We start from the raw sequence: 22582 nt of genomic DNA on the forward strand, positions 1-22582 counted from the left end.
TCTCCCTGATGGGAGCGGCCTATCCAGTCTTTGCGCAAACGCAGGCACCGGCTGAGACCCGCGCGCTGCCGGTGCTGGAGCCTTACAAGCTCGTGCGTTCGCTGCGCATGCTGCAGGATCAGGTCGTCGCCGGAAAACCGGAAGCAGTGGTGATGCTGAACAAGCTTCTGGGCTTTGTCAGCGCGGATATGGGCCGAGCGTCGAATGACGTCTGGAGCAATCCGGAAAATGTCTACGCGGCGATCATCTATCTCTTCAACGGCGGCAATCCGGAAGCGGTGCGCAAGGTTCTTGCCGACCTCAAGACCGATGCCGTGCCGCCGGAGCTGGTCAAGGGCGCATTGGCCTATGCTTCCGGCCAGACGATCGAAGTCGTGAAGCTTTTCTCGGTGCCGCTTTCGCCTGATGTTCCGGCGGAACTGAAGGCATCCATCGTGCTTGTCACCGCGAGCCAGATGACCGCCTTCGACCCAGCGACGGCCTTGATGCGGCTTGATCAGGTGCGGCTCGATGCGCCGGGCACCTTGTTTGAGGAAGCGGCAATCCGCCGTTCGATGCCGATTGCGGCCAAGCTCGGCGATGCCGACAAGATCAGGCTCCTGTCGCGCAACTATCTCCAGCGCTTTCCGCGTTCGCCCTATATGCGCGATTTCATGGCGCAATTTGTTGATGCTGCGGTGAAACTCAACGACCGTATCGGCAATGCGGAGCTGGCAAAACTGATCGGCTCTGCTGATCCGGTGATGCAATATTCGCTTTATCTGCAAATCGCGCGCGGTGCGCTCGTTGATGGCCAGACGGAACGGGCGCGTTTCATGTCGGCAGAGGCGAAGAAACTTGCTGACAGGCTGAAGGCCGACCCTACCCGCGCCAATCTTTATGCGGCGGCAAGCGATGTGGCTTCGGATTCGGCGGGCAGTGCGCTGCGTGAACTGTCGCAGATTTCACCCGACAAATTGCAGGAGCGTGACCGGAAATTGTTGAAGGCCGCTGAAGCGGTCGGCACGGTGGTTACACGCACTCCAGATGCTTTGCCGCCTGCAAAACCCGCTCTCACCGAACGGGATGTGCCGCCAATGGCAGTGGCGGATTCGCAGGAGCATGAGGCCGTAAAACCTGAGCCGACCCCGGCGGCGGTTAGCATGAAGCCGGTCAAAAACCAGCCGGAAGACGATTTGCAGAAAACGATGGAAGATGCGCGGCGCAAGCTCGCCGAGATCGATGCCTTGCTAGGAAAGACCGTTCAATGAGCATTGATATTTTGCTGAATTCCACCAGCCGACTTGCTTCGCTCGCCCGAAATTCGGGTCCTTCCCAGGCAAAAGCCGAGGGCGAGGCACAGGATAATGCTGACCCGGCAAAATTGTTCAGTTCGCTTCTCGAAAAGCCTCAGGGCAAGGTCGAAAAGAAGAGCGACAGCGAAGCCAATGCGGGTTCGGATGAGACAGATACGAAGGATGAGGAAGGTTCAAAGCCGGTCGCTCTGTTTGCCTTGCCACAAAATCTCCTTTCTTTGGATGCTTCTTCGCCTGAATTGAAGGGGGCAAATCACAGTTTTTCCACGCCGAATACTGCAAAAAACGACACAAATGCCCCCGATCCGCTTTCTGCCTTAATTAAGGACATCGATCCGAAACAGGTCGAGGGACAGGGGGGCGAGCTGCAGGCCGATCTGAAGAAGCGCACGCCTGAAACAGTGCCTTCGAAGGCCGCGGCAATCCCAACGGCCAGCACCAAACCGGATCAGGCAATCAATCAGGACGCACCGAAGGCTACCGGCGACAATCAGGCCGAAAACGCTTCGGACGATCTCGCCAGCCTTCTGAAAACTGATAAGAGGTCGGCACAGCAGCAGTCGGGTCAAATGCCCGACAGAACCGATATCCAGCAGCAGCCACCCGCAAAGGGTAACGCGCCTGCAGACATCAAGGCAGCCACCACGCCATCGCAGGCAGCAGCCCGGATAGCCGACATTCATGTGGTTTCCGAGCGCAGCTTCGGCACGGTCAAGACCTTGCAGATCAGGCTCGATCCGGTTGAGCTTGGAGCGGTGACGGCGCGTATCCGTGTGGCGTCGGAAGGTATCGAGGTGCATCTCGTCGCTGAAAAGACCCATGCGGCGGAAGCGCTCGCCGCTGACCGCTCGATGATTGAGAAAGCACTGAAAGCGGCGGGCATTGCAGACGATGCGAAAATTTCGGTGACAGTCGCTGACCGCAACGCGGCAGGTGCCGTCCAGCAGGCACAGGCATCGCAGAATGCGGGCCAGCAACAGGCGAGTGGCCAGCAACCGGGTCAGCAAGCTTTCAACATGCAGCAGGGCTTCGACGGGCGAAACGGCGCTGAGGCACAGGCGGGTTTTATGGGCGGCGAGGGCAGGCAGAATGGCGAATCCGGTCAGGCAGGACGCGAGCGTTCAGACATGCAAACCGCTCAGGACAGCGGGAGCGGCATTTCTCGCAATGATGGCCGTGGCCTGGTTGTCTGATAGCAGCCCGGCCCGCGCCGAAAATATCTGCGAGCGTGAAATGCACCGGGCATCCGCCCGCTACGATGTGCCGCTTGGCATACTCTACGCGGTCGGCCTCACGGAAACCGGTCGCAAGAACTCCCTGCAACCTTATGCGATGAATATTGAAGGCCGTGCCGAATTCATGCCATCGCAAATGGCGGCGGTGAGACGCTTCGAAGAAGTGCGGGCCGAAGGTGCGAAGCTGGTCGACCTCGGTTGCATGCAGATCAACTATTATTATCACGGCAAGGAATTTCCGTCGGTCGCCGCGATGCTGATGCCGAGTCTCAATGTTGATTATGCGGCGCGTTTTCTGCGGCAGCTTCGACAGCGCGAAGGCAACTGGACGATGGCGGTTGCACGCTATCACGCAGGGCCGAACAACGACCCCGCCCAGAAGCGTTATGTCTGTCGCGTGATGACGAATATGGTCGCCACCGGCTTCGGAAATTGGACGCCACAGGCACGAAGCTTCTGCTTCGGCTGAACAGGGATCCCTTGGAATTTTACAGGTTGTAACAGAACGTCAGATACACCCGGCTTGCCTATGCTCAACCTATGATTGCCGAGCCCGGTTGGCGCTAAATTAGCACGTGGATTTTTAAGCCCTTGTAAAGAATCGTAAAAGTTCGTGAGCCGTTAACATATGGTTAAGGTTCTTACGGCTAAAGAGGTAGGCGCATTGCAATCAGTGCGATTCCCATTAAATTAGAATATACTAAATTACCTCCCAATATATTGCGGGCAATTAATTGCCATTGTTGCTGATTCCTCCTGCCAGTTATTCCTATCGTGCTTGGGCTAACATATTGATTCGGAAGGCGGGCCGATGATTGTTGTCGTAGACGACAGAGACATAGTGACTGAAGGATACTCTTCCTGGTTCGGTCGCGAAGGCATCACGACAACAGGTTTTACCCCTACCGATTTCGACGAATGGGTCGAGAGCGTTCCACAACAGGATATTATGGCTGTCGAAGCTTTTCTGATCGGCGAATGTGCAGATCAGCATCGCCTTCCAGCCCGGATTCGTGAACGCTGCAAGGCGCCCGTCATCGCCGTCAACGATCGCCCCTCGCTTGAACATACACTTGAGCTGTTTCAATCCGGGGTTGACGATGTTGTTCGCAAACCGGTGCATGTGCGTGAAATCCTTGCGCGCATCAATGCGATCCGCCGCCGTGCAGGTGCATCAGCTGCTTCCAATGATAGCGGCACGGAGCTCGGTCCGATCCGTGTTTTCTCCGATGGTCGTGATCCGCAGATCAATGGCATCGATTTTCCACTGCCGCGTCGCGAGCGCCGCATCCTGGAATATTTGATCGCCAATCGCGGTCGCCGCCTCAACAAGGCGCAGATTTTCAGCGCGATCTACGGCATCTTCGACAGTGAAGTCGAAGAGAACGTCGTTGAAAGCCATATCAGTAAGTTGCGGAAAAAGCTGCGTGAGCAGATGGGTTTCGATCCGATCGATTCCAAGCGCTTCCTCGGCTACTGCATCAATATCGAGTGATATTGCTGCATCTCCATAATCCCCAGTATCGCGATTTCGAGCACATTTCCGGATTTCTGAAATCGCGCCTGTCCCCTCAGTAAAAGCGTAGAAAATCCCGAGGCTACAGTTTCACGCAAGCGTGGTCCATTAGCTTTACCGCGGATGATTGGATCGGTGTGCCGATTCAGTCGCTCGGTTTTACGAATTCCAGCCCGATAGTTTCGGACTTTGAGCTGGTTGCTACAACTAATCAGGAGCTGCCAATGAGCCTCTACGGTATGATGCGGACCGGTGTTTCGGGAATGAACGCGCAGGCGAACCGCCTGTCGGCGGTCGCTGACAACATCGCGAATGCGAGCACCGTCGGTTACAAGCGTGCGGAAACCCAGTTTTCGTCGCTCGTTCTGCCCAGCACTGGCGGACAGTATAATTCCGGCAGCGTTCTGACTGATGTTCGTTACGGCATTTCCGACCAGGGCGGCATCCGCTCCACATCGTCCACGACAGACCTTGCCATCGACGGCAACGGCTATTTTGTGGTGCAGGGAGCGGACGGCTCGACCTTCCTGACCCGTGCTGGCTCCTTCGTTCCCGACAAGAACGGCAATCTGGTCAACTCAGCCGGCTATTATCTGTTGGGCGCGGGCCCGAACGACCCGGCTGGCGCCCTGACGGTTCCCGGTTTGAACATCATCAATGTCAACAGCGCCGCACTTCCTGCCGAGGCCAGCACGTCGGGCAACTTCACCGTTAATTTGCCGTCTACCGATCAGGTCCCGGCAGCTGGCGAGTTCAATCACAAGACGTCGCTGATCTCCTATAATGACAAGGGCGAGAAGATCACGCTCGACGTCTATTTCACCAAGACCGGCGCGGATGAATGGAGCGTCACGGTCAAGAATGCTGCTGACAATGTGGTGGTTGGCGGCCCGACAGCGCTGACATTCGATCCGACCACCGGCGACATGACGTCTGCAGGTGGCATTGCGGTCGATCTTGGGCCTTATGGCGGCCAGAACCTCAACCTTAATCTGGGAGCATCGACGCAGCGCGCGGGTGACTACACCATTTCGCAGGCGCAGATTAACGGTCAGGCACCATCTGCGGTCAAGGGCGTGGATGTGGCCAATGACGGTTCGGTCGTCGCCATCTACGAAAACGGCACGCAGAAGGTTCTGGCGCGCATTCCGCTGGCCAATGTGGCAAGCCCTGATCGCATGACGGTTGTGAGCGGCAACGTGTTCCTGCCGAGCGCGGAATCGGGCGAGGTCAATCTCGGCTATCCCCAGAGTAAAGGTCTGGGCAAGATCATGTCGGGCACATTGGAGGAATCCAACGCCGATATCGCGCAGGAGCTGACCGACATGATCGAGGCGCAGCGCAGCTACACAGCCAATTCGAAAGTCTTCCAGACCGGCTCCGAACTGATGGACGTGCTGGTCAATCTGAAGAGATAAATCGAGACGATTCCGGGGATGGCAAAGAAGTCTTCCCCGGAATTGCAGCATTGAGAATACGGACCGTTCAGGCAACAGGTACGGTCCGCGCACGCTGGGGCAGTTCCGATATAAGCGGAATTATCAGGGGCTTTCCAAGTGTTTGTTTTAGCCGCATTTCCGGACGCGAGACCGCTTCGCGCTTTTCGGGGATGCACTTGTAGGATGGGGTAAGATGTCGCTTAGTTCTGCTCTTCTGACGGCCAAAAGTTCGCTTGCGGCAACGTCCAAGCAGACCTCCGTTGTCTCTCGCAATATTGCGGGCGCCAACGATCCGGATTATTCCCGGCGCACGGCTTCTCTCGTATCGGGGCCCTACGGTTCTCTTTACGTGGGCATCAGCCGGTCGGCGGATGAAGCCTTGTTCAACAAGTTCATCCAGTCCAACAGTACGGCTTCTTCCTCTTCCATTCTCGCAGGCGGGCTTGACCGCCTTTCGTCGCTTTATTCGGCAGATAATTATTCCGGTTCGCCATCGGCACTGATCGGCGATTTGCGCGATGCACTCCAGACCTTTGCCGCTTCTCCGTCCAACAGCGCGCTTGGCGACAGTGTTGTTTCCACGGCGCAATCGCTTGCCAATGCGCTCAATGCCGGAACCAAGCAGGTTCAGTCGCTGCGCAATGATGCGGACCGTGAAATCGCGGATTCTGTCGCCAACATCAATGATCTTCTCGCCAAGTTCGAAAAGATCAATCAGGAGATCGTCGGCGGTACGCGCGCCAATCGCGATGTCTCCGACTACATGGATCAGCGCGACTCGATCCTGAAGCAGCTTTCCGGCGAGATCGGCATCACCACCATGATGCGCGGCGATAATGACATGGTCATTTTTGCCGAAAACGGCGTGACACTGTTCGAGACCACGGCGCGCAAGGTGAGCTTCGAGCAATCGACTGTGCTGGCGCCGGGTATTGCCGGCAAGGCAGTGCTGGTGGATGGCGTTCCGCTCAACCACGAGACGTTCGACCAGCCTTATGGAACGGGCCGCCTGAGCGGATTGCTGCAGTTGCGTGACCAGATCGCCCCGCAATACCAGATGCAGCTTGACGAAATTGCGCGCAATCTGGTGACGATGTTTGCCGAAAGCGACCAGACCGGTGTTGGCGCGGACAAGACGGGCCTGTTCAGCTGGGGCGGATCGCCGGATGTTCCTGGTGCAGGCCTTTCGGCAGGTATTGCAGGCACCATCAAGGTGTCTTCGGCTTTCGTTACGTCTGAAGGCGGCAGCTCACTTCTTCTGCGCGACGGTGGGGCCAACGGGCCTGACTACAAATATAATACTGAAGGTGGGGCAGGTTTCAGCGATCGCCTGCGTGCACTCAACGAAGCATTTTCGGAGCCGATGACCTTCAATTCGGTGGCGGGTCTGGCGACAAACTCCAGCCTGACGGACTACAGCTCATCGTCGATCAGCTGGCTTGAAGGCAAGCGCCAGAAGGCCAACAGCGAATTCTCCTATAATGCGACGGTTGCCGGTCAGGCAGACACAGCCCTCTCCAACGCCAACGGTGTCGATATGGATACCGAAATGGCGCTGCTTCTCGATCTTGAACATTCCTATCAGGCATCGAGCCGGGTGCTGACCACGATCAGCGCAATGCTCGACGATCTTCTCAACGCGGTGTGAGGCCAATGAAAGCGCAATCGATTTCCACCTATGGCGCAACGTCAGCCCTGCGAGCCCTTGTGGCGAAGAACAAGGCCGAGATGTTGAAGGCGCAGCAGGAAGCGACCACGGGAACCGTGTTCGATGTCGGCCTGTCGCTTGGCTCCAAGTCTGGCCAGACCGTATCGTTGCGCAAGGAATATGACCGTCTGACCGTGCTGACAGACATGAACAAGCTGGTGCAGCAGCGCATGAATGCGACGCAGACCGCTGCCGGTACGATCATCGAGAACACGCAGAATTTTCTGGGTGATCTGACTGGCGCCAACAATACCGTTGAAAGCGCTGCCACGATTGCAAAGTCGGCAAAGTCCATTCTCAACTCTGTCACCGGTCTGCTCAACACCAGCTATAACGGCGAATATATCTTCGCCGGTGTGAACACCGATGTGAAGCCGGTTGCCGACTATACCGAAGGCAGCGCTGCGCAAACAGCAGTGCGACAGGCGTTTCAGACGCATTTCGGCTTTGCCATCGACGATCCGCAGGTGGCGAACATCACCGGCGATGAAATGAAGGCCTTTCTGGACGGTGATTTCGCCGACGAGTTCAACGATGCCAACTGGGCCGCAAACTGGTCGGATGCATCGGACACGGTGATCAAGAGCCGTATTTCGCCGACAGAAACGGCGGATACATCGATCTCGGCCAATGCCGACGGTTTCCGCAAGACCATCATGTCGGCGGTTATGGTGGCCGAATTTGCAACCATCGGCCTCAACAATTCCGCTTTCAATGCCCTGACTGAAAAGGCGATGCAGACCACGACGACTGCAATCACCGAAACGACGTCGCAACAGACGACGCTTGGTCTCGCCCAGTCGCGCACCGAAGCTGCAACCACGCGCATTGTGGCGCAGCAAAAGATCCTGAACCAGTCCGTTCTCAATCTCGAAGAAGTCGATCCTTATGAAGCGGCGACACGCGTCAACGCTCTGAAGACACAGATCGAAACGTCCTATTCGCTGACGGTTCAGCTGCAGAATATGAGCCTGCTCAACTATCTCAGATAGTTGAGATGAAATGAGGACGGACGCAGCATGATGCGAGCCCGTCCGAACTGATAGACGGAGAAACCATGTATCAGATGCGCTACGAAGATGTCATGAATGACGATATGGCGAGCGCCAAGGAACGGGAACGGGCATTGTTCGACCGTTCCATCGCAATGCTCGAGGCGGCGAAGGCAAATGGCAGCGGCTCGCGTGAGGCAATTGACGCGACCTATTTCACGACAAAGCTCTGGACCACGATCATCGATGATCTGGGGTCCGAGGAAAATGTGCTGCCGAAGGAACTGAAGGCTGCGATCATTTCCGTCGGTATTTTCGTGCTGAAGGAAATCGAGCGCATCCGTCAGGGCGAAAGCAACGATTACGCCACGCTGATCGAGATCACACAATCGATCCGGGACGGGCTTTGAGATGACCCCAAACGGAAAACCGGCCATTCGCCTTTCGCTGCGCGCGGGCGAACGAATCTTCATCAACGGTGCCGTACTGAGAGCCGACCGCAAGGTCTCGCTCGAACTCCTGAACGATGCGACCTTCCTTCTGGAAAACCATGTTCTCCAGCCGGAAGACACGACCACGCCGCTGCGCCAGCTCTATTTCGCCGCGCAGATGATGCTGATCGAACCGGCCATGCGCGAACAGGCCCACTCCACTTTCGCACAGATGCTGAAAGGCATGTTCTCGACGTTCAAGGATGCGGAAATCCTGAATGCGCTGAAGCTGGTCGACGAGCTGGTGCATAACGGGCGCATTTTCGAGGCGCTCAAGACAATTCGCGCGCAATATCCACGCGAGGCCGAACTGATGGGCCTTGAGAGCCCTGTTTTGCCCGTGGCTGCGACCCGGAAATCTGCGGAGGCAAACCCATGACCACGACACCGCCGATTGGCACAAATACGACGAATAACAACACGACGAACAACAGCAATTCCGCGGCCAACAAGGCGAGCGTCGATTATAATTCCTTCCTGAAGCTTCTGGTGACCCAGATGCAAAATCAGGATCCGACGCAGCCCATGGACGCGACGCAATATGTTTCGCAGCTTGCGACCTTCTCCAATGTCGAGCAGGCCGTGCAGATGAACAGCAAGCTTGAAACGCTGATCGCCAATACGTCTCTGACACAGGCCGAAGGCTGGATCGGTCGCACGCTGACCAATGCCGATGGCAGCATATCGGGCGTCGTAAAATCCGTTACCATCCAGTCCAACGGCATGCTGGCCGAACTGGAAGACGGCAAGACGCTGATGATCGGCGCAGGCGTCAAGATCAGCTAGGACCGATGCGGTGAACGAAGCCGACGCGCTTGATATCGTCAATTCTGCAATCTGGACCGTGCTTATGGCAAGCGGTCCGGCGGTGCTTGCCGCCATGCTTGCAGGCATCGGCATCGCACTTTTCCAGGCGCTGACGCAGATTCAGGAAATGACGCTGACCTTCGTGCCGAAGATCATCGTCATTTTCGTCGTGCTGGCCCTGACCGCGCCATTCGTCGGTGCGCAGATCAACTCCTTCACGCTGCTGGCCTATTCTCGTATCGAGAAGGGGTTCTAGCACGTAGCCTTCGCGCAAGCTTCGCGAGCTAAGGTCCGTCCCGAAACAGGAGACGGATGTGCAGCAGGCAGCGGCTAAACCCTTGATGAAAAGCGGACTTCTGACCGGCAGCGATATGGGGCTGGCGGTTGGCATCATCATCATCCTGACCGTGCTTTTCCTGCCTGTTCCGGCTGTCGTGCTGGATATTGGTCTGGCGTTTTCGATCGCCTTCTCGGTCCTGATCCTGATGGTTGCGCTCTGGATTCAGCGCCCGCTAGACTTTTCCGCCTTTCCAACGGTGCTGCTGATCGCCACCATGATGCGATTGTCGCTGAATATCGCGACGACACGCGTGATTCTCACCCACGGCAATGAAGGCTATCTTGCCGCCGGTCATGTGATCCACGGCTTCTCGCAATTCGTGATGGGCGGCGACTTCGTCATCGGTCTGGTCGTTTTCTGCATTCTCATCATCGTCAACTTCCTCGTCATCACCAAGGGCGCGACGCGTATCGCGGAAGTGGGCGCGCGCTTCACCCTCGACGCCATTCCCGGCAAGCAGATGGCCATCGATGCCGACCTGTCGTCCGGCCTGATCGATGAAAAGGAAGCGCAGCGCCGCCGTCGCGAGCTGGAAGAGGAAAGCTCCTTCTTCGGCTCCATGGACGGTGCATCCAAATTCGTGCGCGGCGATGCGATTGCAGGTCTCATCATCACCGCCGTCAATATTTTCGGCGGTATCATCATCGGCGCTACGCGCCACGACATGGATATTGCGCACGCAGCCGATGTCTTCACCAAGCTGTCGGTCGGCGATGGTCTGGTCACACAGATTCCGGCCCTGATCGTCTCGCTTGCCGCCGGTCTTCTGGTGTCGAAGGGCGGCACACGCGGCTCCGCCGATCAGGCGATCTTCGGTCAGCTGGGTGCCTATCCGAAGGCGCTTCTGGTTGCGGCGATGCTGCTCTTCGTCCTCGGCATCATGCCGGGCCTGCCAGCCTTCCCGTTCTTTATGCTCGGTGGCGCAATGGCTTTCATCGGTATTGCCGTACCCCGTCGACAAGCGCGCCAGCGCGAGGCGGAAGCCAACGAGGCCGGCAAGAAGCAGCGCGAAGCGGAAGAGCAGGAGCGCAATTCCGTCAAGGCGTCACTCGAAACCAACCAGATCGAACTTTGCCTCGGCAAGCAGCTTTCCGCCCGCCTGATCGCATCGCAGCAGGAGCTGGCGCATCGCGTCAACAAGATGCGCCGCAAGTTCGCGCAGGAATACGGTTTCGTCATCCCTGAAATCAAGGTCACGGACGATATCGCGCTTCCGCCGAAAAGCTATCGCATCAAGATACACGGCACGGCAGTCGCCAGCCACGAGCTGCGCGTCGGTGAAACGCTTGTCGTGCTTGGCGACCGCCCGATCCCATCCATTCCGGGTGAGGAAGTGCGCGAACCGGCCTTCGGTATGCGCGCCTATTCCGTGCCGGAAACCTTTGCGTCCGATCTCCGCCGCGATGGCTATATGACCGTGGATAATCTCTCAGTCCTGCTGACACATTTGAGCGAAATCGTCCGCAACAATCTGGCCCAGCTTCTTTCCTACAAGGATATGCGCATTCTGCTGGACCGTCTCGGCTCTGAATATCGCAAGCTTCTGGAAGATATCTGCCCGACGCATATTTCCTATTCGGGCCTGCAGGCGGTGCTGAAGCTGCTGCTCGCCGAACGCATTTCCATCCGCAACCTGCATCTGATCCTTGAAGCCATTGCGGAGATCGCACCGCTTGTTCGCCGCCCGGAAATGATTGTGGAACATGTCCGCATGCGCATGGCGCAGCAGATTTGCGGCGATCTTTCCGACAATGGCGTGCTGAATGTTTTGCGTCTGGGCAATCGCTGGGATCTGGTCTTCCACCAGAGCCTCAAGCGTGACGCCAAAGGTGAAATCGTCGAATTCGACATCGATCCGCGCCTGCTGGAACAGTTTGGCACCGAGGCCTCCACCGTCATTCGCAAGCATTTCGACAATGGCGAACGTTTCGTGCTGGTTTCCTCGCCAGAAGCGCGGCCATACATTCGCATGATTATCGAGCGTCTGTTCGCCACCCTGCCTGTCTTGTCCCATGTCGAAATCGCACGTGGCGTGGAGGTGAAGTCACTCGGCGCGATTTCGTAAGAGGACGGCGTTCTTCGATCCTGCGGCCCTCATCCTCAGGAGCCAAGCCGAGCTTGCCGAGGCTTGGCGTATCGAAGGGCGAGGGGGATTAGTTATTGCTTCATACGATGAAAGGGCCTTGAGTGCCTGTCGCGCAACTGCCGCTCAACGAAATCATTCTGGCCGCCGTTCTGGCGTTCTGCCGGGTCGGTGCGTGCCTGATGCTGATGCCGGGGCTTTCGAGTGCGCGCATTCCGTTGCAGGTCAGGCTCTATATTGCGCTGGCCTGTTCATTCGCAGTCCTGCCGCTGGTGCTGCAGCGTATCGTTACCGTTGTCGATGCCGGGCAGCCGTGGACTCTATTCCGCCTGATGGCGAGCGAGATGTTCGTCGGCGCGGTTATCGGTATTCTGGCACATATCTATTTCTGGGCGTTGCAATTCATGGCAAACACGATGGCGGTTTCAGTCGGATATTCCGGCTCGCCTGCCGATGCCATCACGGAAAGTGAACCGCAGGCGACACTTGCCACCATCGTCACCTTCAGCGCACTGTTCCTGTTCTTCATTACCGATATGCATCTGGAAATCTTCCGGGCGCTGCTCAATTCCTATGTGGCCATTCCGGTTGACGGGCAGTTCCGCCCCGATGCGGCGATGATCGATTTCACCGATGCGCTTTCGGCGGCTTTTCTGGCGACACTGCGTATTGCAGCGCCGTTCATCGTTTTTGCGATTCTCGTCAATTTTGCCATCGGTCTGGTGAACAAGCTGACGCCGACCATACCGGTTTACTTCGTATCGATGCCATTCGTGCTGGGGGGAGGGCTGCTGGTGGTCTATTTCATCCTGCCGGAACTCCTGCGCTTCTTCACCAACGAAACTGCGACGCAGCTTCGCGAGTTGTTTTAGGGGTGGCCATGACGAATCCACGCAATCTGAAAAAGCTGATTGAACTGCAAAAGCTCGGAAGCGCCCGGCTGGAGCAGGCTCTTGCCGCAGCCAATGCACGCAAGGGCGCGCTGGATGAGGAGCGGGAGGCGCTTATCGCCATGCAGGATCGCCGCTATGATGGCGATACGCTCGATATCGATCCATCGCTGCTCATCAAGCGTCTTGGAACCAATGCCGCCGAATCGCAGCAGCTCGGGCAGCGTCTCGAATCACAGCGCAAAGCACTTCTGCAGGAACAAAGACGTGTCGGGTTGCTGGAAGAGCGGCTGACGGATGCTGAAAATGATCGCGAACGGCGGGAACTTTCCAGCCTGATCGAGGAATTTATTAGCCGGAAAACGACAAATCGCTCGCAAAACCCTGATTGAGCGCAAAATCGAGGCTGAGCGCACGCACAAGTTTCAGTCAAGTTTGACCCATTATGGTGCAAGTAACAAAGCGCATCCCAAAAAGTGCGAAGCGATTTTTGGACAAGATGCGCGCAAGGACGATCAGAACGCGTCCCAAAAAGTGCGAAGCGGTTTTTGGATAGGATGCGCGGCAGAATTAGCCCTTAGAGCGCCGATCTGATGCAATCAGATCGAAACGCGCTCTAAAAGAAGGAAGAGATGCATGGCGATCAACCCGCCGTCAGATCTGGTGATGGACGTGGCGCGTGCAGCCGATCCGCAAGCCTATCGCATGGCGGCGGAACGGCTGAGAGCGCCGTCCGCATCCGGGACCATGGTGGCATCCACTGGGGCAGCCGCAATGGCGGCACCCGCCGCCGGTGGTGGACTGACGCGGGATAATTTCGCCAGCTTTTCCGACAGCCTTGCGGCTGGGGTCAGCGTACGACCGGATGCGCAGAATGCGGCCAGTCCGGCTTATCGCAAGTTCGAGGCCTTCATGCTGCAATCCTTCGTGCAGTCGATGTTCACCAGTGACACGACGGCGACCTTCGGGAAGGGGATTGCCGGTGAATACTGGAAGTCCATGATGGCGGAAGCCATGGCAAACAAGATGGCGGATGGCGGCGGTGTCGGCATTGCCAAGTTGCTTGAGGAACAGGCGGCGCGCAACGGGCGGGCAGACGCGCCGACGACGATAGCGTTAGGAGACGTGATCAATAATCTGGGAGAAAGTGTGGGCCAGAACGGCGTATCGAAGGACATCGTGCATGGCTTCGAACGCAAGCTCATTCAAAAGCAACTCGACAACAACAGCGATACGGACAGCGCGCGCGGCTGATTGGCCCGCAACCATAGCGTCCGCCATGCTTCATAATTGAGGACCCCTAAATGACCGAGACAAGCTCTGAAAACAGCCTGCCGCCAGAGGATTCGCAAATCGTCACTGTCACGAGCGAACCGGGTCAGGCGCTGGCAGAGGAACCGGCCGAGAACCCCACATTGAAGCCGGTCGTGCGGGCAATCCAACGTCTGGAAGATGTCATCGATACTGAAACGCGCCTTCTTCTGGAGGGCGGCAATCCGGATCTGGCGGAAATCAACTCCCGCAAGAGCCGTGGGCTTTACGATTTCAACAAGGCGATCAAGAAAGCGGCCAGTGCTGCCGAACCGGCGACGATGAAGCGGCTTCAGCCGCTGCTCGACAGCCTGAAGCAGAAGCTTGAGAAGAACTGCGAAGCGCTGCAGCTGCATCTGCGGGCCGTTGGTGAGTTGGCTGATCTCATTCGCGGTGCGCTGGAAACGCAGGAAGCCGACGGCACCTACAGCATGCAGAGTGTGAGGCTCGGTCACGCACGATGATCCGCATCATTGCCATCGGTCTGTGGATTTGTGCCGTCGCTTTCGGCTCGCTTTTCCTGGCGGTTCGCCAGAACGTCTCATCTTCGGATGGGGCGCAGGCGGCGACCAGTGGATTTGGCGGCGTGGATTACGTCAAGACAGATGTGATGAGCGTGCCGATCATCTCGAATGGCGGCGTCGCCGGTTATGTGGTGACGCAGCTTGTCTATACGGTCGATTCGAACATTCGCAAGAAGCTGACCGTGCCGCTCGAATTCTTCATCAACGATGAGATATTCCGTAAATTCTATGGCAGCTATTCGGATACGAAAGAGGTCGAGAAGGTGAGTTTCGAGGACGTTCGTGCCTCGATCATCACCGATCTCAATGCGCGGTTCCCCGAGCCGGTCATCAAGGACCTTCTGGTCGAGCAGTTCAACTATATTTCAGCGGAAGAAATCCGTGCCATGAACATGCGCGGCACGCCGACACCGACGGCACCGGCCAAGCAGTCAGAGAAGCAGGCCAACGCAGAGCCTGTCAGTCACAGCGAATAGTATTTTCCTGCAAGCTGGGCGAGGCGCTCGTCATCGAGCGGTGCGACCGCCGGGTCGGATACAAGCTCCACACCCATTTCACGACCATCCCGCCAGGCCACGCGGGCCAGAAGCGCGCGTCCGTAATAATCGTCAAACAGCCAGAAGCGTTCGGGCAGGGTCGGGACTTCGACAGTTCTCAGCTTGGCGCCATGGGGCGCAATATCGCTGAACTGGCATTCGATGATGAAACGCCCATCGAGCCCCACGATCTTTCCGGAGCGCAGCCTTGTACGCTGTCTCTCTTCCCTACGACGTTCGTGGGATGGCTTAACCCGTGCCATATCAAAATCTTACCTGCTATTCCCCTGAGACTAATCTAGCAGGTTTCGATTGCCGATGCGTTACTTTTTAAACCGGGATTTTGCGGACATGGTTACCTTGAACAGGTTCCTGTTTGTCAGTGTTCGCCACAGGCTTCGCAGAGGCCGCGCAGCTCCAGTGTCGTCTTGCGCGACTTGAAACCGTTCTGAAGGCTCCAGGCGCTGACAAGGTTCTCGATCGCCGCGTCGGAGAATTCCGTCACCTGACCGCATTTCTCGCAAATCGCGAAAGCCACCAGACCCTGCTGATGGCATTGCGGGTGCGCGCAGGCAACGAAGGCGTTGAGGCTTTCAAGGCGATGAATCATCCCGTAATCGAGCAGCTTTTCCAGTGCGCGATAGACCTGCAGCGGCGCGCGGAAACCGTCGTCACGTAGCTGGTCGAGGATCGTATAGGCGCTGAGTGGGCCTTCCGCCTTGGACAAAACGTCGAAAACCAGTGTCTGATTGCGGGTGAGGTCCTGCGGGGCGTGATGATGGTGATGCGTGCTCATTGTCCAGCGATCCGTTTCGGTGATGCCTTTTCCCTCTTATGTAGGGGTAGCAGGCTCAAAATGAAAATGGCAAGCGCCGCGACCACAATGGAAGGGCCGGATGGCGTGTCGAAATGAATGGAACCATAAAGTCCGCCGATAACCCCCGCAGCACCGATCAGTGAGGCCAGAATGGCCATCTGTTCGGGTGTGGAGGAAAAGCGGCGTGCCGTCGCTGCCGGAATGATCAGCAGCGAGGTGATCAATAGAATTCCGACGATCTTCATCGCAATGGCGATGACGATGGCCAGAAGCAGCATGAAAACAATGCGCGACAGGGCAGGGTTCATGCCTTCGGCGCGGGCAATATCCTCGCTGACGGTGGCAGCAAGGAAAGGGCGCCACAGCCAGGCCAGAACCGCCAGCACAAACACTCCGCCGCCATAGATGAAGGCGATATCCATTCGCGAGACAGCCAGAATATCGCCGAACAGGAACGACAGCAGGTCGACGCGCACCCATGTCATGAAGGCAACGAGGACGAGGCCAAGCGACAGCGTGGCATGGGACAGGATGCCGAGCAGCGAATCCGCCGACAATGTGTGTCGGCGCTGCAAGAGCAGCAGAATGGCTGAAATCGCCACGGCAACGGCGAACACGCCGATCATCATATTGATGTCGAAAATGAGCGCCAGCGCCACGCCGAGCAGGGCGGAATGCGCCATGGTATCGCCGAAATAGGCCATGCGCCGCCAGACGATGAAGCAGCCGAGCGGTCCGGTCGTGAGCGCAAGCCCGACACCGGCGATGATGGCGCGGGTGAAGAAATCGTCAAGCACGCGGCGCGCTCCCTTCGTGATGATGATGTTCGTGATCATGCCCGTGTTCATGGTCATGATGATGGCCGTCATCGGCGTGGCAGTGATCCGTCACGGAACCGTCGGCATGAAGCACGCGCCCGTCCGGCAGATGGGTGTGATCGTGATGATGCTCATAAACGGCAAGCGGTCCGACGGCCCGGCTGCCAAACAGCCGCATATATTCAGGGCTCGCCGTCACATCGCGCGGCGTTCCGCTGCAGCATACATGACCGTTGAGGCAGATGACGCGGTCGGTCGCCGCCATGACCAGATGCAGGTCGTGCGAAATCAGCAGCACGCCGCAGCCTGTGTCGTCGCGCAGTTTCGCAATCAGTTCGTACAATGCAGCTTCGCCGGAAAAGTCGACGCCCTGCACCGGTTCGTCCAGCACCATGAGGTCCGGTTTGCGCGCAAGTGCGCGCGCCATCAGCGCACGCTGGAACTCGCCGCCTGACAGGTTGGCGATCTCGGCTTTGGCAAGATGTGGAATGCCCACCACTTCCAAAGCCGTCTCGGTATCCTTGCGCGAGAGAGACCCCGTCAGGGTCATCAGGCGCTCGACCGAAAGCGGCAACGTGCGGTCGATATTGATCTTTTGCGGCACATAGCCGATGCGCAGGCCCGGCGCGTGGATCACGCTGCCTTCATCGGGCTTCAGGATACGCAGCGCCATCTTGGCGGCGGTGCTCTTGCCCGCGCCATTCGGACCGATCAGGGTGACGATCTCCCCGCGCTCAACGCTCAGGTCGACATTGCGCACGAGCCAGCGCCCGTCGCGATAGACGCCGGCATCCTTCAGTTCAATCAATGTTTCCCGCGCTTTTTCGGCGGGGAGGGCGGTCTTCCTGCTCATCTATTCCGGGCTTTCAATGCCTGTATGTTCGTGTCCCACGCACGGATCATCCGCCGATTCGAAATTTTTCCCAGCGTCTTTTTCCGTTGCCGCTCTATTGCGCAACCGCCGCTGTGATTTTTCCAAAATGGGGGTTGCCTCACCTTATGGCAGACGTTATAGCATAACGCAACTAACGTAATAAAATAACATATCACAAGAATGTGGTGCCCCTCCCCAATCGTACAAGAGAGAGACTATGAAACATCTCCGCTCCCTCCTCCTAGCCTCGGCATTTCTGGCTGGTACGGCAAATGTCTCACTTGCCGCAGAACGCGACGGCGTCGTGGTCTCGATCAAACCGCTCCATTCCATTGTTTCCGCAGTCATGCAGGGGGTGGGCGAGCCGAAACTGATCGTTCAGGGTGCGGGTTCCGAGCATGTCTACAGCCTGAAACCCTCCGATGCCGAAGCAATCGAGCACGCCAAGGTGATTTTCTGGGCCGGGCCGTCGATGGAAACCTTCCTCGATAAGCCCATCGATACACTTGGCGATGGCGCAAAGGTTGTCGCTCTTGGTGAAGCGGACGGCCTGACCAAGCTGAAGTTCCGTGAAGGTGGTCCGTTCGAAGCGCATGACCATGGCCATGAAGGTCACAACCATGGTGCCGAAGGTCATGACCATGCTCACGATGACAAGAAGGATGCCGCCGATGCCGACAAGGGGCACAATCATGCCGCCGAAGCATCGGAAAGCGGGCATGACCATCACCATGGTCACGGTGAATATGATCTGCATTTCTGGCTCGACCCGCAAAACGGAAAGGTTCTGGCGACGGATATCGCCAGGACGCTCGGCGAAAGCGACCCCGAACATGCTGCGCAATATGAAAAGAACGCCAAGGACTATGGCGAGAAGATTGACGCGCTGACCAAGGAAGTCGCCAGCGAACTGGAGCCGGTAAAGGACAAGCCGTTTATCGTCTTCCATGATGCCTACCAGTATTTCGAAAATCGTTTCGGTGTGAAGGCGGCTGGATCAATCACGGTCAGCCCGGAAAAGGCACCGGGTGCCGCGCGCATCAAGGAAATTCACGAGAAGATCAAATCGCTTGGCGCAACCTGCGTGTTCTCCGAACCGCAGTTCGAACCGAAGCTGGTGAATACTGTTATCGAAGGAACGGATGCCAGGACAGGCGTTCTCGATCCGCTGGGGGCAGAGCTGAAGGATGGTCCGGATCTCTATCCGCAGCTCATTCGCAATCTGGCGGATTCGTTGAAGGACTGTCTGTCGAAATAGGGCCAACAGCTGCGACCGCGCCCTCGCCAGGTGCACGCCCATAACTTGGTAGCGGTCGCAACGGTGCCGGGCTGGACCCTGCTTTAACTTACGGGCAGCCCGGCACTGGAGCATTTCCTGTTTTAATTGAATCATTGGAAATGCTCTATCTGTTTGTTTTTCAGCATGTCTTTATCCCGAAACCGGTTCCCACTTTCGGGAGACATGCTCTAATGAGTGCGCCTCGACCTGATTGAAGCAGATCGAAACTTGCATTTCGACACTCAAAGGCGGCTCAGGCCGCCTATTTTCACCATTAAATCTGTTATGATATAACATTAAGGAGAAGAGAATGCGTAGCTTTGTGAAGGCGCTTCAGGCTGGTGCCGTTTTGACTTTTCTTGCTCCCGCAATCGCGGGTGCTCATGGAATCTGGATTGCAGAACGTCACGGAACGCAGGCGGTTGTTTACGGTCACGGCGCAAGCGATGAGGCCTATGACCCGCAGAAGCTCAAGACGGTTACGGCCAAGAATGGAGAGGGCAAGGATGTCGCCGTCGAGATCAAACGACAGGAAGATCATGCCCTGCTGAGCGTGCCCAAGGATGCAGTCGTGGTCAGCGGCACATTCGACAATGGCTTCTGGGCCGAGGGTCCGGACGGCAAGTGGGTCAACAAGCCGAAATCGGAAGTGCCGGGCGCAAAACAGTCCAGTCAGAGTCAGAAATTTGCTGTCGCCATTCTGGATCATCTGCGCAAAAAGCCAGAGGCCCAAGGCTTGCCTTTCGAAATCGTTCCGTTGATGGACCCGACAATATTGGAGGCGGGCAACGAGCTTCCCGTGCAGGTTCTGTTTGACGGAAAGCCGGTGGAAGGCGTCGAGGTCACGGCGGATTATGTCAATGACAGTCACGCAGCGCCGGTGAAAACCGACGCGGAAGGTATCGCCAGGATCAATATCCGCAACGCGGGTCTCAATGTCGTTGGGGCGGGTTATTCCAGGCCGCTGTCTGATTCAAAGGAAGCTGACAAGCTCAGCTATTTCACCACGCTGACCTTCAACCTCGATCACCACCATCACGATTGATCCTACCCAGTTTGATGAGGAACGGAGTCATGAGAAAGAGACTGCCCGTTACGGTCTTGTCCGGTTTTCTCGGGGCCGGAAAGACGACACTGCTCAATCACGTGCTCAATAATCGCGAGAACCGCCGCGTCGCGGTGATCGTCAATGATATGAGTGAAGTGAACATAGATGCCGCCCTCGTTCGTGAGGGCGGCGCCAATCTCTCCCGCACGGATGAACAGCTGGTCGAAATGACCAATGGCTGCATCTGCTGCACATTGCGCGATGATCTCCTGAAGGAGGTTTCACAACTGGCAGCTCAGGGACGCTTCGATTATCTGCTGATCGAATCGACCGGCATAGCCGAGCCACTGCCGGTTGCCGCCACGTTCGAGTTTCGCGATGAGAAGGGCAACAGTCTTTCGGACGTTGCCCGGCTCGATACGATGGTGACAGTTGTTGATGCCGCCAATCTGCTGAAGGATTATGCATCGAGCGATTTTCTGCGCGATCGCGGCGAATCCCTTGGTGAAGATGACGAGCGCACGCTTGTCGATCTTCTGGTTGAACAGATCGAGTTCGCCGATGTCGTCGTGCTGAACAAGATATCGACCGCTTCAAAAGAGGAGCGTGATCTGGCGCACAAGGTCATCCGCTCGCTCAATCCCGATGCCCGCATCGAGGAGGTCGATTTCGGTGAAGTGTCGCTCGACGCCATACTGGACACGAAGCTTTTCGACTTCAACAAGGCGCATGAGCATCCGCTCTGGTACAAGGAGTTGCACGGCTTTGCCTCGCATACGCCCGAGACCGAGGAATATGGCGTTCGCTCCTTTGTCTATCGTGCGCGACGTCCCTTCGATCCCGAACGGTTTCAATCGTTCATCGACAAGGGCTGGCCGGGTGTCGTGCGGGCGAAAGGCTTCTTCTGGCTTGCCACCCGTCCGGATTTTGTCGGTGAAATCAGTCAGGCGGGCGCGTTGGTCCGCACCGGAAAAAGGGGGCGCTGGTGGTCATCCGTGCCGAAGCAATACTGGCCGGCGGAACCCGAATGGCAGCGCGCCATGGAGCCATATTTCCATAAGGTGTGGGGTGATCGGCGTCAGGAGATTGTGTTCATCGGTGTCGATCCGATGCAGGAAGATGCGCTCATCGATGAGCTGGATCAATGTCTTCTTGAGGAAGAAGACTTCGTGCCAGAGCGCTGGTCGGGGCTGAACGATCCGTTCCCGAACTGGTCGGCCGCCGCGGCTTGAGGCCTATTCTGACAGTGAGGCTATATCCATGGCCTTGCTGTCGGCTAGCGTCCGATGATCCAGAACGCTGGCGATGGCTTCGCGCACATCGAGCATCATATGGCGCACCTCGCATTCGTCCTCATCGCAATCGTCACATGGGCGATAGTCTGTCTTGCTGGCGCAGGCGATGGGGGCAAGCGCGCCGTCGAGCGCGCGGATGATATTGCCGATGGCAATCTCGTGGGCCGGGCGGGCCAGACAGAAGCCACCGCCCTTGCCCTTGCGACTAAGAACGAAGCCGGCATTGCGAAGTTCGGTAAAAATATTGTCGAGAAACTTGCGCGGTATATGGTGCTTCTCGGCGATTTCGCTGGCCGAAACCAGCTGTCCATCTGTAACGCCCGCCAGATGCACCATGGCTTTCAGGCCATATTTGCCCTTTTTAGTCAGCATGCCACCCCTGTGGAGCATTTCCTCTGGGAACGGAAACCGGTTTCCGTCCGGAAATGCATGAAAAGAATACGCCACACACGCCGCCAGCGTGAGCTGGCACCGTTTCGCAAGATCAGGCCTAATATCTGTGAGTGCCTGTATATAAGAAGTTAGGGGGTAAACCCCGCCGCGACAAGTCTTTTTGCCGCTACAGCATCGGCCCGAAAATCGGTATCGATTTTTGGAATGCACGATGCGTGACTTCTATAGTGTGGAACATCCGCGATGGCGCATGGCGTTCTGGCGACTAATCTCGTCCGTTGGCCAGCAAGGCGAGCGATAATGCTCCCTGCAACGCATCGCCAAGCGCGGGCCGAAAGCGTTCCCGATGCGGTAGAAATGGTAGTGCTGCATAGGATGAGGCGAGGCCTCCCGTCAGGCTGAACCGGGCAAGCGTTTCTATACCGAGCCGATCCAGACCGCGGGCAATATAAGAGCAGGCGCGTTGCAGGATCGAAAGGCCGAGCGCATCGCCCTTATGCGCATAGTCAAAAACGATAGGAGCGAAGGCGGCGTAGTCTGCGGCCGTCGCCGTGCGCGAAAAGGTTATGATCTGGCGCATGTCACCGTTGAACCGTGCCAGCACGGCATCGGCAAGTTCCGTGTGCTCCGTCATGCCGTCCAGAGCAAGCAGCGTTTCTTCAAGAAGTTCACGACCAAGCCGCGCGCCGCCCGCATGATCGCTCAACATGAAGCCGCGCCCGCCGATAATCTCGAAGGCGTCTTCTTCTCTTCTGACGAACACCGAGCCGGTGCCGAGAATAACGATGGCGCCGTCTTTCTGACCGAGCGCACCTTGCAGGGCGGTAACAGCGTCGGAAACGATCTTCACCTTGCCGAAGGGCAGGCTCTGTTCCACGCGATCCTTGTCCG

At 57.2% G+C, this 22582-nt stretch carries 26 protein-coding genes (1 of these 26 cut by a window edge); 20 read left to right on the plus strand and 6 right to left on the minus strand.

The genetic code is table 11. From position 1 onward, the window contains the following. The first annotated feature begins 8 nt into the window (after positions 1–8). From ABDF71_RS20720 to ABDF71_RS20800, 17 genes are all read left to right on the plus strand, one after another. Positions 9–1250 carry a chemotaxis protein gene (locus ABDF71_RS20720; protein WP_373418764.1) on the plus strand — a complete coding sequence of 414 codons (1242 nt, stop codon included), beginning with the start codon at positions 9–11 and terminating at the stop codon, positions 1248–1250. Then, positions 1247–2488: a flagellar hook-length control protein FliK gene (locus ABDF71_RS20725; RefSeq protein ID WP_258125038.1), complete on the plus strand. Its 1242-nt coding sequence runs from the start codon at positions 1247–1249 to the stop codon at positions 2486–2488. Before ABDF71_RS20720 ends, ABDF71_RS20725 begins: the two co-directional genes overlap by 4 nt. Continuing rightward, complete coding sequence (locus ABDF71_RS20730; RefSeq protein ID WP_029929849.1) at positions 2463–2999, plus strand: transglycosylase SLT domain-containing protein; 537 nt, start codon at positions 2463–2465, stop codon at positions 2997–2999. Before ABDF71_RS20725 ends, ABDF71_RS20730 begins: the two co-directional genes overlap by 26 nt. Positions 3000–3341: 342 nt before the next feature. After that, complete coding sequence (gene ftcR / locus ABDF71_RS20735; protein WP_010660744.1) at positions 3342–4025, plus strand: flagellar transcriptional regulator FtcR; 684 nt, start codon at positions 3342–3344, stop codon at positions 4023–4025. A gap of 245 nt (positions 4026–4270) precedes the next feature. After that, positions 4271–5464 (plus strand): flagellar hook protein FlgE, encoded by a 1194-nt coding sequence (locus ABDF71_RS20740; protein ID WP_010660745.1) that lies wholly within the window; start codon positions 4271–4273, stop codon positions 5462–5464. Positions 5465–5678: 214 nt separating this feature from the next. Further along, positions 5679–7133 (plus strand): flagellar hook-associated protein FlgK, encoded by a 1455-nt coding sequence (flgK, locus tag ABDF71_RS20745; protein WP_010660746.1) that lies wholly within the window; start codon positions 5679–5681, stop codon positions 7131–7133. Between the two features lie 5 nt (positions 7134–7138). Further along, entirely contained in the window at positions 7139–8185 is a 1047-nt protein-coding gene (locus ABDF71_RS20750) for a flagellar hook-associated family protein (protein WP_029929853.1), read from the plus strand. A 65-nt stretch (positions 8186–8250) separates the two neighbouring features. Beyond that, positions 8251–8595: a flagellar biosynthesis regulator FlaF gene (gene flaF, locus ABDF71_RS20755; RefSeq protein ID WP_010660748.1), complete on the plus strand. Its 345-nt coding sequence runs from the start codon at positions 8251–8253 to the stop codon at positions 8593–8595. Between the two features lies 1 nt (position 8596). Beyond that, positions 8597–9055, plus strand: a complete 459-nt coding sequence (flbT, locus tag ABDF71_RS20760; protein WP_012093496.1) for a flagellar biosynthesis repressor FlbT — start codon at positions 8597–8599, stop codon at positions 9053–9055. Next, positions 9052–9462 carry a flagellar hook assembly protein FlgD gene (flgD, locus tag ABDF71_RS20765; RefSeq protein ID WP_010660750.1) on the plus strand — a complete coding sequence of 137 codons (411 nt, stop codon included), beginning with the start codon at positions 9052–9054 and terminating at the stop codon, positions 9460–9462. Before flbT ends, flgD begins: the two co-directional genes overlap by 4 nt. 10 nt (positions 9463–9472) lie before the next feature. Next, positions 9473–9739: a flagellar biosynthesis protein FliQ gene (gene fliQ, locus ABDF71_RS20770; RefSeq protein ID WP_006469393.1), complete on the plus strand. Its 267-nt coding sequence runs from the start codon at positions 9473–9475 to the stop codon at positions 9737–9739. 85 nt (positions 9740–9824) lie between these two features. Beyond that, positions 9825–11888 (plus strand): flagellar biosynthesis protein FlhA, encoded by a 2064-nt coding sequence (flhA, locus tag ABDF71_RS20775; RefSeq protein ID WP_010660751.1) that lies wholly within the window; start codon positions 9825–9827, stop codon positions 11886–11888. Positions 11889–12010: 122 nt separating this feature from the next. Beyond that, the gene (gene fliR, locus ABDF71_RS20780; RefSeq protein ID WP_151576797.1) at positions 12011–12778 is read left to right on the plus strand and encodes a flagellar biosynthetic protein FliR; all 768 of its coding nucleotides are present in this window, start codon (positions 12011–12013) and stop codon (positions 12776–12778) included. 8 nt (positions 12779–12786) lie between these two features. Next, positions 12787–13188, plus strand: coding sequence for a hypothetical protein (locus tag ABDF71_RS20785; RefSeq protein WP_029929860.1), 402 nt, complete (start codon positions 12787–12789; stop codon positions 13186–13188). 244 nt (positions 13189–13432) lie between these two features. Next, positions 13433–14050: a rod-binding protein gene (locus ABDF71_RS20790; protein WP_010660754.1), complete on the plus strand. Its 618-nt coding sequence runs from the start codon at positions 13433–13435 to the stop codon at positions 14048–14050. Positions 14051–14100: 50 nt separating this feature from the next. After that, positions 14101–14571 carry a hypothetical protein gene (locus tag ABDF71_RS20795; RefSeq protein ID WP_010660755.1) on the plus strand — a complete coding sequence of 157 codons (471 nt, stop codon included), beginning with the start codon at positions 14101–14103 and terminating at the stop codon, positions 14569–14571. Further along, on the plus strand, positions 14568–15107 hold the full coding sequence (locus tag ABDF71_RS20800; protein WP_258125040.1) for a hypothetical protein: 540 nt from the start codon (positions 14568–14570) through the stop codon (positions 15105–15107). The genes ABDF71_RS20795 and ABDF71_RS20800 overlap by 4 nt, the downstream gene beginning before the upstream one ends. Here ABDF71_RS20800 and ABDF71_RS20805 read toward each other — a convergent pair. From ABDF71_RS20805 to ABDF71_RS20820, 4 genes are all read right to left on the minus strand, one after another. Next, positions 15095–15430, minus strand: a complete 336-nt coding sequence (locus ABDF71_RS20805) for a PilZ domain-containing protein (protein ID WP_010660757.1) — start codon at positions 15428–15430, stop codon at positions 15095–15097. The two genes, ABDF71_RS20800 and ABDF71_RS20805, sit on opposite strands and share 13 nt — an antisense overlap. Before the next feature lie 116 nt (positions 15431–15546). Continuing rightward, positions 15547–15963 carry a Fur family transcriptional regulator gene (locus tag ABDF71_RS20810; protein ID WP_010660758.1) on the minus strand — a complete coding sequence of 139 codons (417 nt, stop codon included), beginning with the start codon at positions 15961–15963 and terminating at the stop codon, positions 15547–15549. After that, complete coding sequence (znuB, locus tag ABDF71_RS20815) at positions 15960–16820, minus strand: zinc ABC transporter permease subunit ZnuB (RefSeq protein WP_010660759.1); 861 nt, start codon at positions 16818–16820, stop codon at positions 15960–15962. The genes ABDF71_RS20810 and znuB overlap by 4 nt, the downstream gene beginning before the upstream one ends. Then, complete coding sequence (locus ABDF71_RS20820; protein WP_151616134.1) at positions 16774–17655, minus strand: ATP-binding cassette domain-containing protein; 882 nt, start codon at positions 17653–17655, stop codon at positions 16774–16776. The genes znuB and ABDF71_RS20820 overlap by 47 nt, the downstream gene beginning before the upstream one ends. Positions 17656–17893: 238 nt before the next feature. On the opposite strand from ABDF71_RS20820, the gene znuA reads away from it, so the two are divergent. The 3 genes from znuA to zigA all read left to right on the plus strand — a co-directional run bounded on the left by znuA (position 17894) and on the right by zigA (position 21235). Continuing rightward, positions 17894–18934 (plus strand): zinc ABC transporter substrate-binding protein ZnuA, encoded by a 1041-nt coding sequence (gene znuA, locus ABDF71_RS20825; protein ID WP_151616135.1) that lies wholly within the window; start codon positions 17894–17896, stop codon positions 18932–18934. A 331-nt stretch (positions 18935–19265) separates the two neighbouring features. After that, a complete protein-coding gene (locus tag ABDF71_RS20830; RefSeq protein WP_010660762.1) occupies positions 19266–20000 on the plus strand; it encodes a DUF4198 domain-containing protein in 735 nt (244 codons plus the stop codon). Between the two features lie 29 nt (positions 20001–20029). Further along, positions 20030–21235: a zinc metallochaperone GTPase ZigA gene (gene zigA / locus ABDF71_RS20835; protein ID WP_012093487.1), complete on the plus strand. Its 1206-nt coding sequence runs from the start codon at positions 20030–20032 to the stop codon at positions 21233–21235. 3 nt (positions 21236–21238) lie between these two features. Here the strand turns inward: zigA and ABDF71_RS20840 are convergent, their stop codons facing one another. Continuing rightward, positions 21239–21670 (minus strand): RrF2 family transcriptional regulator, encoded by a 432-nt coding sequence (locus ABDF71_RS20840; protein WP_012093486.1) that lies wholly within the window; start codon positions 21668–21670, stop codon positions 21239–21241. Positions 21671–21956: 286 nt separating this feature from the next. Beyond that, on the minus strand, positions 21957–22582 hold the 3' portion of the coding sequence (locus tag ABDF71_RS20845; RefSeq protein WP_029929865.1) for a glucosamine kinase nucleotide-binding domain-containing protein. 256 nt of this gene lie beyond the right edge of the window; only the last 626 of its 882 coding nucleotides appear in the window; the start codon falls outside the window, past its right edge — the gene reads right to left on this strand; it ends in the stop codon at positions 21957–21959.

Source organism: Ochrobactrum sp. WV_118_8 (genome assembly GCF_039631535.1).
In the GTDB taxonomy this organism is placed as follows: Bacteria; Pseudomonadota; Alphaproteobacteria; order Rhizobiales; family Rhizobiaceae; genus Brucella; species Brucella anthropi.

What these genes read in the sequence shown, in the direction of transcription:
- ABDF71_RS20720 (WP_373418764.1), top strand. Translation starts at nt 9, where the DNA reads ATGGGAGCGGCCTATCCAGTCTTTGCGCAAACGCAGGCACCGGCTGAG.
- ABDF71_RS20725 (WP_258125038.1), top strand. Translation starts at nt 1,247, where the DNA reads ATGAGCATTGATATTTTGCTGAATTCCACCAGCCGACTTGCTTCGCTC.
- ABDF71_RS20730 (WP_029929849.1), top strand. Translation starts at nt 2,463, where the DNA reads ATGATGGCCGTGGCCTGGTTGTCTGATAGCAGCCCGGCCCGCGCCGAA.
- ftcR (WP_010660744.1), top strand. Translation starts at nt 3,342, where the DNA reads ATGATTGTTGTCGTAGACGACAGAGACATAGTGACTGAAGGATACTCT.
- ABDF71_RS20740 (WP_010660745.1), top strand. Translation starts at nt 4,271, where the DNA reads ATGAGCCTCTACGGTATGATGCGGACCGGTGTTTCGGGAATGAACGCG.
- flgK (WP_010660746.1), top strand. Translation starts at nt 5,679, where the DNA reads ATGTCGCTTAGTTCTGCTCTTCTGACGGCCAAAAGTTCGCTTGCGGCA.
- ABDF71_RS20750 (WP_029929853.1), top strand. Translation starts at nt 7,139, where the DNA reads ATGAAAGCGCAATCGATTTCCACCTATGGCGCAACGTCAGCCCTGCGA.
- flaF (WP_010660748.1), top strand. Translation starts at nt 8,251, where the DNA reads ATGTATCAGATGCGCTACGAAGATGTCATGAATGACGATATGGCGAGC.
- flbT (WP_012093496.1), top strand. Translation starts at nt 8,597, where the DNA reads ATGACCCCAAACGGAAAACCGGCCATTCGCCTTTCGCTGCGCGCGGGC.
- flgD (WP_010660750.1), top strand. Translation starts at nt 9,052, where the DNA reads ATGACCACGACACCGCCGATTGGCACAAATACGACGAATAACAACACG.
- flhA (WP_010660751.1), top strand. Translation starts at nt 9,825, where the DNA reads ATGAAAAGCGGACTTCTGACCGGCAGCGATATGGGGCTGGCGGTTGGC.
- ABDF71_RS20785 (WP_029929860.1), top strand. Translation starts at nt 12,787, where the DNA reads ATGACGAATCCACGCAATCTGAAAAAGCTGATTGAACTGCAAAAGCTC.
- ABDF71_RS20790 (WP_010660754.1), top strand. Translation starts at nt 13,433, where the DNA reads ATGGCGATCAACCCGCCGTCAGATCTGGTGATGGACGTGGCGCGTGCA.
- ABDF71_RS20795 (WP_010660755.1), top strand. Translation starts at nt 14,101, where the DNA reads ATGACCGAGACAAGCTCTGAAAACAGCCTGCCGCCAGAGGATTCGCAA.
- ABDF71_RS20800 (WP_258125040.1), top strand. Translation starts at nt 14,568, where the DNA reads ATGATCCGCATCATTGCCATCGGTCTGTGGATTTGTGCCGTCGCTTTC.
- ABDF71_RS20805 (WP_010660757.1), bottom strand. Translation starts at nt 15,430, where the DNA reads ATGGCACGGGTTAAGCCATCCCACGAACGTCGTAGGGAAGAGAGACAG.
- ABDF71_RS20810 (WP_010660758.1), bottom strand. Translation starts at nt 15,963, where the DNA reads ATGAGCACGCATCACCATCATCACGCCCCGCAGGACCTCACCCGCAAT.
- znuB (WP_010660759.1), bottom strand. Translation starts at nt 16,820, where the DNA reads ATGATCACGAACATCATCATCACGAAGGGAGCGCGCCGCGTGCTTGAC.
- ABDF71_RS20820 (WP_151616134.1), bottom strand. Translation starts at nt 17,655, where the DNA reads ATGAGCAGGAAGACCGCCCTCCCCGCCGAAAAAGCGCGGGAAACATTG.
- znuA (WP_151616135.1), top strand. Translation starts at nt 17,894, where the DNA reads ATGAAACATCTCCGCTCCCTCCTCCTAGCCTCGGCATTTCTGGCTGGT.
- ABDF71_RS20830 (WP_010660762.1), top strand. Translation starts at nt 19,266, where the DNA reads ATGCGTAGCTTTGTGAAGGCGCTTCAGGCTGGTGCCGTTTTGACTTTT.
- zigA (WP_012093487.1), top strand. Translation starts at nt 20,030, where the DNA reads ATGAGAAAGAGACTGCCCGTTACGGTCTTGTCCGGTTTTCTCGGGGCC.
- ABDF71_RS20840 (WP_012093486.1), bottom strand. Translation starts at nt 21,670, where the DNA reads ATGCTGACTAAAAAGGGCAAATATGGCCTGAAAGCCATGGTGCATCTG.